14 protein-coding genes and 1 other RNA gene are annotated in these 12,011 nt (G+C 45.4%); 5 read left to right on the plus strand and 10 right to left on the minus strand.

Annotated elements, in window-relative coordinates; all coding sequences use genetic code 11:
• Positions 1–598 precede the first annotated feature (598 nt).
• Positions 599–1,006 (plus strand): YrvL family regulatory protein, encoded by a 408-nt coding sequence (locus KNQ05_RS06625; protein ID WP_483297399.1) that lies wholly within the window; start codon positions 599–601, stop codon positions 1,004–1,006.
• A 1,416-nt stretch (positions 1,007–2,422) separates the two neighbouring features.
• Here the strand turns inward: KNQ05_RS06625 and KNQ05_RS15815 are convergent.
• From KNQ05_RS15815 to KNQ05_RS06645, 4 genes are all read right to left on the minus strand, one after another.
• Positions 2,423–2,581 carry a hypothetical protein gene (locus tag KNQ05_RS15815; RefSeq protein WP_353049617.1) on the minus strand — a complete coding sequence of 53 codons (159 nt, stop codon included), beginning with the start codon at positions 2,579–2,581 and terminating at the stop codon, positions 2,423–2,425.
• The gene (locus KNQ05_RS06635; RefSeq protein WP_214804849.1) at positions 2,550–2,786 is read right to left on the minus strand and encodes a hypothetical protein; all 237 of its coding nucleotides are present in this window, start codon (positions 2,784–2,786) and stop codon (positions 2,550–2,552) included. The genes KNQ05_RS15815 and KNQ05_RS06635 overlap by 32 nt, the downstream gene beginning before the upstream one ends.
• 128 nt (positions 2,787–2,914) lie before the next feature.
• Positions 2,915–3,202 (minus strand): hypothetical protein, encoded by a 288-nt coding sequence (locus KNQ05_RS06640; protein WP_214765637.1) that lies wholly within the window; start codon positions 3,200–3,202, stop codon positions 2,915–2,917.
• 41 nt (positions 3,203–3,243) lie between these two features.
• On the minus strand, positions 3,244–3,585 hold the full coding sequence (locus KNQ05_RS06645) for a hypothetical protein (protein WP_214804851.1): 342 nt from the start codon (positions 3,583–3,585) through the stop codon (positions 3,244–3,246).
• A 1,265-nt stretch (positions 3,586–4,850) separates the two neighbouring features.
• On the opposite strand from KNQ05_RS06645, the gene KNQ05_RS06650 reads away from it, so the two are divergent.
• Positions 4,851–5,096, plus strand: a complete 246-nt coding sequence (locus tag KNQ05_RS06650; RefSeq protein ID WP_088836884.1) for a hypothetical protein — start codon at positions 4,851–4,853, stop codon at positions 5,094–5,096.
• 483 nt (positions 5,097–5,579) lie between these two features.
• Here the strand turns inward: KNQ05_RS06650 and KNQ05_RS06655 are convergent, their stop codons facing one another.
• Together KNQ05_RS06655 and rnpB are read right to left on the minus strand one after the other, a co-directional pair.
• Complete coding sequence (locus KNQ05_RS06655; protein WP_088836883.1) at positions 5,580–6,725, minus strand: THUMP domain-containing class I SAM-dependent RNA methyltransferase; 1,146 nt, start codon at positions 6,723–6,725, stop codon at positions 5,580–5,582.
• Positions 6,726–6,834: 109 nt separating this feature from the next.
• Positions 6,835–7,208, minus strand: an RNA gene (gene rnpB / locus KNQ05_RS06660) — RNase P RNA component class B.
• Positions 7,209–7,343: 135 nt separating this feature from the next.
• Between rnpB and KNQ05_RS06665 the strand changes: the two genes are divergently transcribed.
• Positions 7,344–7,796, plus strand: coding sequence for a hypothetical protein (locus KNQ05_RS06665; RefSeq protein WP_235195231.1), 453 nt, complete (start codon positions 7,344–7,346; stop codon positions 7,794–7,796).
• Positions 7,797–7,848: 52 nt separating this feature from the next.
• On the opposite strand, the gene KNQ05_RS06670 is transcribed toward KNQ05_RS06665, so the two are convergent.
• The 4 genes from KNQ05_RS06670 to KNQ05_RS06685 form a co-directional block, all read right to left on the minus strand.
• Positions 7,849–9,192 carry a S8 family peptidase gene (locus tag KNQ05_RS06670; RefSeq protein ID WP_214804853.1) on the minus strand — a complete coding sequence of 448 codons (1,344 nt, stop codon included), beginning with the start codon at positions 9,190–9,192 and terminating at the stop codon, positions 7,849–7,851.
• A gap of 59 nt (positions 9,193–9,251) precedes the next feature.
• The gene (locus tag KNQ05_RS06675; RefSeq protein ID WP_088836881.1) at positions 9,252–9,665 is read right to left on the minus strand and encodes a hypothetical protein; all 414 of its coding nucleotides are present in this window, start codon (positions 9,663–9,665) and stop codon (positions 9,252–9,254) included.
• A 59-nt stretch (positions 9,666–9,724) separates the two neighbouring features.
• Entirely contained in the window at positions 9,725–10,417 is a 693-nt protein-coding gene (locus KNQ05_RS06680; protein ID WP_159172631.1) for a hypothetical protein, read from the minus strand.
• A gap of 68 nt (positions 10,418–10,485) precedes the next feature.
• A complete protein-coding gene (locus KNQ05_RS06685; RefSeq protein WP_251132428.1) occupies positions 10,486–11,481 on the minus strand; it encodes a potassium channel family protein in 996 nt (331 codons plus the stop codon).
• Between the two features lie 70 nt (positions 11,482–11,551).
• Between KNQ05_RS06685 and KNQ05_RS06690 the strand changes: the two genes are divergently transcribed.
• Complete coding sequence (locus KNQ05_RS06690; RefSeq protein ID WP_214801289.1) at positions 11,552–11,779, plus strand: DUF1659 domain-containing protein; 228 nt, start codon at positions 11,552–11,554, stop codon at positions 11,777–11,779.
• Positions 11,780–11,797: 18 nt separating this feature from the next.
• Positions 11,798–12,004 carry a DUF2922 domain-containing protein gene (locus tag KNQ05_RS06695; RefSeq protein WP_214804855.1) on the plus strand — a complete coding sequence of 69 codons (207 nt, stop codon included), beginning with the start codon at positions 11,798–11,800 and terminating at the stop codon, positions 12,002–12,004.
• Positions 12,005–12,011 lie beyond the last annotated feature (7 nt).

The raw sequence follows: 12,011 nt of genomic DNA on the forward strand, positions 1-12,011 counted from the left end.
AGAACCCATGAAGAAAATTCGATTGTCAACACTAAACTAGACAATCTTCTTAAGGAGTGATTGTCTAGTTTAGTGTTGACAATCCAGCTCTAATTATCGGTCCGGCAGGGGGGCAGCGGTGCGATGAGGCCAAAAAATCTTTTCATGTTGTACATCAAGTAGAAAGAACATTACTACCTATCTAACAGGAGGATCAATTCACTTCGATCAGCTATCTACCCTCAAACCTTCATACACTTCACTACTTGTCTCACTAATACATGCTCCATAACACTCTTCTACATAGAAAAACAAGATGTATTTTCTTACCCGCAGTGGATCCGTCCACTGCGAATCTCTCATTGCACTTGGATTCGGGACGAATCCATTCCTTACTCGCTTGCACTCTCTTAAAAGAAAAACGTTTCGCCGTTTTTCGTCCATAAATCAGTAGAACATTTATTGACAACCAATTAATTAAAGGAACCGTGGATTTAGGATTTGAAGGGATTGACCCTTATTTCGGCTCGGGAAAAGTTAACATTTATGACACTCTATCTAAAAAATAAAGGGGAAGATTAAAATTAAAGGAATTAAAACTCTATCTATAGGCGCTTTAATCATTTCTGTCATACTTCTTGTATTTACCTCTCTTGAATTTGTTTTTTTAAAGATACTTGGTCTACATTACGAATCTTTATCAAGTTTACTATTCTTCTTTGGTGTATATCTAGTTTTGGAAATTCCAATCAATTTATTTTTAAAGTCATTATTGAAAGCCCTAGTCACTCTAAATTTTATAAAATCAAGTAAAGGTTTTATAGCGTTGATCCTAAATATTGCTAGTACGTTTGTACTTTTAAAAGTAATCACTCAATTTATAGATACTGTTTCTATTTCTCAAATAGGTATCCTCATTTTTTCTCTAATCACAGGCTTAATAGGATGGTTAGCAATTCAAAACGACTCTGAACCTCCAAAGAGAGGCACCAAAGAATTTGAAAATTTTAAAAAAAGAGGAAAATAATCTGAGAGTCATACGACCAATCAAATACAGTCCTATTTTAAAGTGCACCCCAGGAAACTTAAGAATGCATTTTTTCTATAACTATTACGACAGATTCACATGGGAACGAGACGTACTCTCTTAAATGATGCATATAACAATCAATTGAATGGGAACTTTTCCGTCGTAGTGACAAGTGTCGGTAACCAAGCTCATTATACTTCTTGACAGTTCGCTATTTTAGGTGAGGAGAACGAGCGATTGCATTCAGAGACATGCCCTTTTGATACATGGATTGAACAGAAGAGACAAGCATTTTACGATTAGAATCATCGGGTAGAATCATCGGGCAAAAATTCTGTGATAGAGGATGAAAGTTCCTCTACCACAGACTGGCTCTTACAGATTGGTATACGACCAGATAGCACATTTCTACAAACAGTAACAATCAACTCCCACAGATTGTAAATCAGATAGAAACGATTACTCACTACTACAACGCCTTTTTTCTGAAATGTTTCTTGGTATCCTAGGAACCTGTCCGAAGAAGCTCGAACAGGCTTTTCAATCAATCCATCTATACATGTAATCATCTCGTCGGGATTCCATGAACGGAATAATTCGGTTGGACGATGGGTCTATGCATTGCAGATGATTGTCCCGTAACGATGTCCTTTTTTGAAGGCGAAGTCGTCAACCCCAATGATACACGGCTGTTCCGAAGCAAGATGAAGGAACTTGATTTAGGATGACTTCATACACCGTAGAGTTTGAGCACGGAGCTCAAAAGTCTCTCAAGAAGATGGGTCCCAACAAACGCGGATCATCATGGAAAGGGACTCGTCTCGAATCGTTCGGGTGAATGGCGTTATCGCATGATGGCTGACATCCAGGATGAGAAAGTCGTAATCTTGATTCTTAAAATCGGCCATCGTCGTGATGTCTATAAATGATTATCACGACGAATACTGACTATTTAACGTAGCAAAAGCATAGTTACTATAAAAAAGAAGTCCACATCATTCCTCAGGTGTGGACTTCTTTCCTTTCATTTTGCTTCCCTTTACGCGATAGTTGTCTCTATCGGCATTTAAATCTAGAAATACTAGCCAATAACGGTCTCTTATCTATTGGTCAAAAATTGTTTATCATATTAAAGAGCCGAATCATGCTGAAACTAAAACCCAAATCCGAGAAGATTTTCATTTCGATCACTGATCAATTGATATTGCTACAACGGCACGGGCTTATTATTGATGATTCCGTTTTCGTAATAGAAGCATTAATCCGGAAGAACTATTATGAAACTATCAATGGCTATAAGTAGTTCTAAATGAGTGAAAAGAACTTCAGTTTGTAGATGCTGCTAGACGAAGGAATGACAAATGCAGACAATAACGTTCCATTTTCTTATTTGTATAACAATTCCACATCCATTCATTCAGTCAACTGCGCCTTAATTCGTCGTACACCACTAGCGGAACTTTCTTCTTTGATCACTCTAAACTTCCCAAGATCACGTGTATTCATCACATGCGGGCCACCACAAATCTCTAGCGAGAAGTCACCCATCGAAATACACCTTGACGTTTTCATCGTATCGGCTTTCGAATAGTCCGGTAGCCCCCATTCCTTTCGCCTCGTCTACGCTCATCTCCTTGATACTGATTGCTAGCCCTTTACTAATTTGTTCATTGACTAAATCCTCCAACCTCTTTATTTCTTCTTGGGTCACCTTTCGATGGAACGTAAAATCAAACCGTAGTCTTTCGACCGTGATATTGCTACCACGTTGTTCCACCGACTCCCCCAACACTCTTCTCAATCCTTCGTGCAGAAGATGTGTCGCAGTATGAAGCCTTGTCGTCTCAGTTGAACGGTCTGCTAATCCATCGTGTAATCCCCTTTAAAAATTCATTCATGCCTCAATCAAGATCGGTTTTTTCTGTATTCGAGCAACAGTGGTGTCAGATTCAGTCCAATCGACACAATCGTTAAGAACCACCAGGCGCGTTCCATTCCGGGAACAACGTCTGCCAAGGCCGCCCAATCTTCGGCTTCGACCCAATTCGCAATTTGACTGTTTTCCGCACACAGCGTGAGCGCCGTGAGCGATAACCCGGCAGCCATTGCCAGCTTATAGTCCTTGCCGATGAAGTACAAAATCAGATTCACCGCCGTCGCGAAGATGGCGAGTATCCCAAACAGTAACCACATGACCGTATCCCCTTTTTTTCCTGATTGTTTGTCCTATTATTTTATTTCTTGTCTTCAAGATAGAGGGTTTCGTCGATTTCTTCATACGTTGAAACCGCGTCATACATGACAGTGAGTTCAGTGTCTTCAGACCACTGCCAAAAGTAGTCGCCTTGCGCGATGATTGCACGTTCTAAAAAACATTCGAAATTTAAATTTAACGCAACCGCCGTGTCTAACCCGTCCGATGGATGCACAACCGTGATATATGGGTTTCTAAAAGAGTCTTCTGCATCTGTACATTGATTTTTATCAATTAAAATCCAATTTTCATCGATTTGACCTATGATCCAGTAGTTTCCTTCCGAGAGGAGACCATCTTCTGAATGGTACTCTTCCGACATTTCAAGCATTTTCTCAAGCGGAAACAATTCTAGGATTAAACGGATTCTGTCTCAAATAAACCGCATCCATTATGCAACGTTAAAAAATGTTTGTAGTCCTTTGGTAAAGAATACGTATCTTTCAGGAAGTGTGAATCAATCTCTTTAGACGTTAACGGTGTATGGAAGGTGCAAGTGGCCCATCCATTTCTCCCGTATCTCCCCACAATAAATCTCGGTTCATCTTTGAACATTTGTTTGAGCAAAATCAACGTTCTGTCAATTGGTTTCATTTGATACGCTCCTACTTTTTTAAATTCCTATTACATCAAAAACATTACCTTCATTTTATACCTTTAGTTGGAAATAAAGATACTAGGTTACAGATTTTATGATATGATTAACGCAATACCTTAATTACATTTATTACCTATTCTATCTTTAGAAGGAGGGCTTTGAGTGAGTGGTGATGGACTACTTTGGAGTGTATGATTACCAAGCTTAATCGGATTTACGGGATCCTGTATCTCATCATCGATCTTGCACTCACGATGAAATACTTAATTAAAGCGAAGGCAACTAAATAATACAGCGTTTAAAAGAAACATAACGTCGAATCATGATACAGGATTTACTCACTTCAAATCCTGTATTCTCATGCGCTCTAAGTCTTTTTCCTGATTTTTTCGAAACACCTCTCGGCCTTTCCCCCATTCCGCTACCAAACAAAGCAAGCCGAACCCCGTGATTAGCAAGTATTGCATTGTACTAACCGACTCGACGTTAACATACCGCCAAGTCATTCCCGCTACAAAAAGCAACGGGACAACTGCCCCTACGTACACATTCTTTTGACTCGATAATAGATACTGCGCTCCGAGCACAGCTGCATAAAGTAAACCTTTCAACAGGATATCCATTCTTTTTTCTCCCCTCGTCGAGCATATTTTAAAATCTTCAACCGGCAAACGCCTTTTCATGAATACAGGCTGGTTTCTTCAACCATTTTCCAACATCAATAATTTACCATATTAAATTGAAGAATGATTTGATATTTCTGATGATTACAAAAATGTAAGCGAACACCTAAATAAAGTAAAGCTAAAAAACGACTCTTCTCGTGTAAGAGAACAATCGTTCTTCGTCTTCAATCTGAAACACTTAATTGGATGCTGTTTTCTATACATACAAGGACGATGATTTGACTAATTTTAATCAAACCAAGCATAATGATAAACAGCAAAGCGTTACACAACTCGCTCTGCAATGAAAGGATGTTGGTTATTATGTCATCAAAAAAAGTCTGGACAGTCGAAGGTTATGAGGAAAATGGTGTAGAGAAGCATCAAAAGGCAACTATGACGGAAACGTTTACGAATGAAGCCGATGCTCGTAAAGCTGCTAAAAAAATGGCGGATCAGCACGATGACCTCGATGTATATGTCATCTATACGAATACGTCAAGCGGTAAAGCAGAAGAACGCTTCTTCAATTCGGATGGATCTTATAGTGAAGAAGGATATGAATGGTAACAGCTTAGCCGTCGATTTGACGGCTTTTTTTGTATGACGAATTGTATGATTAAATACAATACCTAACTCAATACACAAAAAAAACGCTCTGTTGAGCAGTTCACGGGAAAACTCTTAAGGCTGACTCATGTGGGAGGATATCTCTGAATCCGTGCTTTATCATGCGTGATTCAGTCACAGACTAAACCGTTATGAACACTACGAATTTGTACCAAAATGGCCGATATTCCCGTGAAAAGTGGGATTATCGGCCATTTGACTGATGGAGGACGGAAACGTTCATCCTCGACTCCTATGGGAAAAGGAAACGTGATTCGCGTTTCCGTCAGGAAGAGGGAAGACCCGGCATGACCGCATCGAAATGCGGGCTGTCGCGGCTTACCTTCCGCCCATGGAAAGCGAGGATGGCGGAAACGTCCGTCACAAACATAGTTTTTAGACTGACTTATATCAGTCAAATTTCAATAAAACAACAGGAGCGACTTACGCTTGCGGACGTTTCCGGCGCAATCCGTAGTACTGATAAAACTGAACTTCGATGTTCCCGTTATACAGCTTACGGCGTTTCGTCGCCGGGCGGCCGAACGCTTTTTCGAACTCGACGTATGACGTAATCATATAGACACTGTAATACGGGAATTCCTTAAAGGCGTTACCGACTTTCCGGTACAACTGATGGACTTCACGGGCGTCCTCGAGACGTTCCCCGTACGGCGGGTTGCCGATGATGACACCAAAGTCTTCCTTCGGCTTGAAGTCGGCTGCGTCCCGTTGCATGACGTTGATCGCGTCCCGGACGTCCGCGAGCTCGGCGTTTTGTTTCGCGAGCTTGACCATCTCGGGATCGGTATCGTTGGCATAGATTTTGAGCGGCTTGTCCCACTCGGCTTTTTCGTTTGCTTCCTTGATTGCGTCGAACCAGGCTTTTTTCGGAATCGCTGCCCATTCCTGCGAGACGAACTCACGGTTGATCCCGGGTGCGATATTGCGTCCGATCATCGCCGCTTCGATTGCCAGCGTTCCTGAACCCGTAAAGACGTCGTAGAGCGGCATGTCCGGCTTCCAGTTCGTCAGCATCAGCATTGCCGCTGCCATCGTCTCTTTCAGCGGTGCCGCGGAGTGAAACTCGCGGTAGCCGCGTTTATGGAGGGCGTCGCCTGACGTATCGATTGTCAGCGTCGCGATGTCTTTTAAGAGCGCGACTTCAATCGGGAAGCTCGCTCCTGTTTTCGGCAGCCACTCGTCGCCTTTGTTGTACGCTTCCTGCATATGCGAGACGATTGCTTTCTCCGTGATTTTCTGACAGTCACGGATCGAGAACAACTTCGATTTGACCGAGCGGCCGTTGACGACGTAGTTCGCTTCCCACGGGAGCAGTTCGCTCCATGGGAGGTCTTTGACTTGATCAAATAATTTTTCGAACGACGTCGCCTTAAATTCCGCGACGACCAGTTTGACTCGGTCTGCCGTCCGGAGCCACAAGTTCAAACGTGGAATGTCTTCCATCTCACAGTCGATGTAAACTTTTCCGTCTTCGACCGTACACTCATATCCTAAATCGCGGACTTCTTTTGCGACCAATGCCTCGATGCCCATCGCTGCCGTCGCGATGACTAAACGTTTTGCCATGATTGTTCACGCTCCTACCTGTTTTTAAGATTTCCAAAATCATTTCAATAAAAAAAGAGCCCAGTTGGACCTGGACTCTCGTTCAAAGTAAAAATAACAGCCTATGTGGTCCTGTAAGCCATGTTCTGTTCCCTAGTGTTGCAAACGGTTTGACCCTCACACGTGGGCGACAATCATCTATCTCCGTATTTACATACGCTCTCCTTCGCGTTCAGTTCCGCTCCGGAAATTCCCCTACCAAATTTGGGTTTCTCGCTCGTGGGGTTTACCTCGTTCCACCCTTACTGTTTCCAGTAAGGCTCCGTCACTGTGGCACTTTCAAGAAGTTTCGGCCCTATCCGAAGACTTAGGCGTTCCTTCTGCCGTCAGCACGACGCTGCCTACACTTATCTTTTCGTGTAGCACGATCACTACAACCATCGCAGGTTGTGCGAGCATGGACTTTCCTCAAAGCACCGAAGTGCCCCGCAATTGTCCGAACCAACATAGTCACTGCTTAACAGTGTAGCGTACTCCCCTGTTTCCCGCAAGGTTTATTTTCAAAAACGACAATCGAAAAAGTTGCGTGTTCACGTGATTTCGCGGTATAGTACAATGGTTCAGAAGGGGGCATGTACTATGAAAAAACGACGCTCTGGTACGAACCAGCGTACCGTCCGGAAGCTGACGTTCTTGATCGAAATCGATGAAATCAAGGCGCTGCATCTCCGCAACGGCATCTTTGCCTTTTATCGTAAAGGAGAACTCATCCATGCGTTCGAGCCATTTAACGTCAAACAACCGGATGCGTTATCAAAACGAAGCTATCATTTCGACCAACACGATATTCTTTTGATGAACGAACGATTCCCACAACAAATTCCACTCTATGATGAAGCGATGACATTACGCTCATGGGCGGAACAGGTTGAATTCGGTTTGTATCAACTAATTGATTCGGGACGCCTCTCGTTTGTCCATGAGGATGATACCGGGTATAAAATGGAAGCTAAAATCGAGTGGACAGGTGAGACCCTCACTGTGCCGACTCCCGTTTATAAAAAAGGAAAAGACCCAAAGCAAGATCTTTGAGTCCTTTCTTCGAGCCAGTTCCTCACATGAGGAATTGGCTTTTTTTATTTGATTATTTGACCGTCAGGACACGTTCGACCGTTCGTGTATGGCGGCCGGCAGACGTCGTGAAGACGAGTTTGTACGTCCCTTTGTCCTTTAGCTTGTAGGAAAATTTGTGAAGCCCGTTGCGTAAGTTCGAGTCGGAAAACGTTTTGACGACGGCACCGTCCTTATACAGGCGGGTCCGGGTCGACGCACTCGAATACTCATTAAAATAGAACGAAAACGTCTGGTTCGGTTTAATGACGGACGGCAACGAGATTTTCGAAATCGGAGCCGGTACTTTCGCCAGCATCCCGGCATTCAGGCGTCCTTTCCCGTAATGAAGCGACGTATCGCCTGATTTTTTCGATGCGGCCGCATAAAGCTTACTGCGGAGCGTATGGTTCGAAATGAACGGGTTCTTTGACTTCGCAAGCGCCATGACGCCACTGACGATCGGTGTCGCCATCGACGTTCCGTCGAGGTAGCCGTATTTGTTCCCGACGATCGTCGAGTAGACGCCCTCCCCTGGTGCCATGATGTTCAGTCCACGTCCGTAGTTCGAGAATGTCGATGCCCGACCGAGCGTTCCGACCGAACCGACGGCGACGACCGACGACATCGACGCCGGGAAGAGCAATTTATTGCGACCGTCGTTGCCGGCAGCGCCGACGACGATGATGTTATTCGCTTCCGCCTTCTTGATCGCTTTTTCCATGTACGGATCAAATTCATATTGACCGAGCGACAGATTGATGACGTCCGCGCCTTGCGCGATCGCATATAAAATCCCGTCACCGATATCAATCGAACTGGCATAATCGCCGTCAAAGACGTCCGCGCCGATCAGCTTGACACCGGAAGCGACACCGACGATGCCTTTTCCGTCTTCTGCAGCTGCGACGATTCCGGCGACATGCGTCCCGTGATCATCCGGTTTACGGATTCCGGAAATCGTCGTCGTCTTATAGATGACGTTCTTGAATTCCGAGTGTTTCGTATCGATCGCGTCATCGATGATTGCGACGCGGATATCTGATTTCCCATGACTGTACTTCCAGTAAGTAGGGATGCGTGATTGATCAAGATATGTTTGTTGCAATTGTGCCGAATCGGTCGCCTTCTCGACATCCGTGACGGGAATCAAGTCAGCTTTGACTTCATCCGCATCGAGGTGTGCGAGTGGCTCGACGAGCGAAAATCCGTCCTGTTTCAGCGGACGTACTTCTTTTAGGCCTTGGTCTTTTAACCAGGTTTGTTTTTGTTGGTCAGTGAACGTCGGATCGTACTGGACATATTGGGAACTAGCGAATGCCGTCGTCGGTAGACCGACCGCAAGCGCGACAGTGAGTGATACAAGTTGCTTTTTCATATGGACCCTGCCCTTCTGTTAACACACGCCGATTCGATTGATTTGCTGATTCAACGGACTTAAAAAGGAACAGTGCCACCTGATTCTTCGCTGACTTCAAATGAAGTGATTTTCCCAATCGTGACATACGCATAGTACCGTGCCAGGACGGCGCGCCAACGCGCGGCGTCAATCCCCGTCAAGTCTTCTCCGAGCGGAGAACCGTCAAATGTCTCAAACTGCTGACAAAAAAACGCTTCTTCATCCTCGTTCCATATCACAGACTCGCCAATGAAACCCGTTGAAAATCTGACGAAATCCGCAATCGAGGGACCGATTACTTCTGCCGGGAGGCGTTCACTCATTCTCCCGACCAGTTCATAGCGGTCGCGCTGAGCTTGATCCGCGTCTTCTAACGTCTGACAAAGTAATACTTCGCGATTGATTTCAACTAGAACGATGTAGTCACCGCTCGGTACATTGACGTGTATCATCACTACACCCCTTGGATTAAATTCGTGTAGTTTCTTGATGTGACTTGCTGTTCACTGCCTTATAATGTCCATTTTCGATCAAACATCAATTCAATCGGTTCGTTGTTCTTAGACTTTAACACATGGACGCGCGTCGTATCAATTTGATCGAGTAAATCAGACTTTTGGAGCGAGCGGATTTCAGTCGCTTCCGACTCGGCGATGCGCGCCCGGTGTGGCTCAAGCAACGCTTGTTGCTGACTTGCGAGGGCATACCAGGCAAGCCGCGCAAACGGCTCGTCTTTCGCCGTCTCAAGAGCGTAACTTTCAAAAATGTCCGGCAGGTAGCTGCTGAATTGATCGAGCGCATCAATGCGTTCCGCTAAATCGAGGACCGTCAACCAGCTCGGTAACGATAACAACGATTCACTTGACCACCAGTCGATTAAATCGACGTGCTCTTTAAAAAGTTGTTGTGCTTCCGTCCGGTCGATGAAGTGGTGCATCGTTTGAATCAATTCATTCCAGGCGACCGTCCAATATTCTTCCGACGGGTTCGCCGAGATGAAGAATTGACGATACACCGTCAACAGCTCCGATACGTCACGGAGCGTTTCGACTTCCAGCCGCTGGTTGAGTCGACTGACTGCTTTCGTGAAATAACTTGGTTCTAATGTTAGCGCCATATAAAGTAATTTCGGGACATCTTTCAAATCTCCTTGATCGACAGTCTCAAATAATTCTTGAATCCACTCTGGTTGTTCGTTCGTCATAATAAATTCTCCTCTACATAGTAAATTTATTTACTATACCCGAAAAGAAATAAATGTAATCCTCTTCTTTAAAAAGCACCAATCCGTTTAGCTGTTTCTTCTCCACATAACACGATCAACAATGAGCCGGACGGAATCGTTTCGTCGAGCCTTCGGTTCAGGTCGAGTCGCTTTCCGTCGGACAAAATCGTCACGCCTTCTTCGAGCATCGCATGGAACGCTTCACGGTACGTCGTCCACTCCGGCCGTACCGGAATCGAGAACATTCCGTCCCCGTGTTTCGTCAATAAGTTCGTCACGACTTTCGTCACACCCGGGTGATGGGAGGCGAGAATCGCCATCCGGGAAATCGTTTCGTCCCCGAGAATGACTTCGTCGACCTTGATTTGTTCAAAGCTGTCGAGATGTTCTTCAAGCATCATCTCGACGATTGTATAGATGTCCGGATTCGCGCGTTCGATACTCGAAGCAATCAGCAGCGTCCGGCCGTCCGCCAGCGCCGGTGGCATTGAATGATCGGCGAGGACGATTGCACGCGCCGCCTGTTTGACGTTCGCCCGTTGTAACGTCGAGGCGAGTGCCGGGTCCCCGTTGACATAGTGGAACCGTTCGTGACTGAATGGTTCCCGCTGCAAATCATCGACGAGGATGACATCCGTCGTCTCGAGCAGTTCCTCGATGACATGTTTCGACCGGCGGCTGTAGCCGAAGACGATCGTATGGCCTGACTCTTTCACTTGCAACAACCCTCTCTCTTTTTGATCGCGGATCACTTGGACTCCGTCGACGAGCTTCGAAATTAAACTCCCGACGATCCCGATCCCGAAAATGAATACAAAAATCGTCATCATCCGCCCGAAATCCGTATTCGGGAAGAAATCACCGTATCCGACCGTGACGACGGTCGTCATCGTCCAGTAGACGGCACGGAAATATGAGCCGAATGTCTCCGGTTCGACGAGATACATCAGCAAGGCGACGCCGAACACAAAGAAAAACGACGCATAGCCTAACGTCCGCATCTTTAAAAAGGACATCTTTCGTAAAAATCGAAACCAAATCATCCTTTTTTTCACTTCCTTTCGAACAATATCTCTTCGCACCCTGTTAATAGGGGCGAAGGAGGTGATACACATGACACAAGCGGAAGAAATCAAAACGAGTCTCGTCGTCGTCTTCGAACGAGCGGATAAAGTTTCACCGAACGGAGATGCCCTCATCGCCCGTCGTCGCTTCAACGGACTCCGTCCAGACTTAGCACCTGAAGCTGTCGCTGCAATCGGTCAAGCCATCGGCGCAATAATCACAGGAACATACACACACAGTGAAATCAGTCGTGACTACGCTCTACTCAACGCCTAATCTTAAAGGAGGATTCTCATGGAACATACCATTTTATTGACGTTCGACACATCGACGAACAAACCGTTTCGCCTTCGGTTATCCGGTGCGAAAGCAGACACGACGGTCGCTGAGGTCAAAGCACTCGGCAACTTGATGGTCGCACACGATCCGTTTTATAACGGCATCATCAAACTGCGTCAAGCCGAACTGCAAAACAGCTCGGAATCCGCCTACGTCCTCTAACACGCAC

The organism is Exiguobacterium sp. s125 (assembly GCF_018618605.1).
Taxonomy (GTDB): domain Bacteria; phylum Bacillota; class Bacilli; order Exiguobacteriales; family Exiguobacteriaceae; genus Exiguobacterium_A; species Exiguobacterium_A oxidotolerans.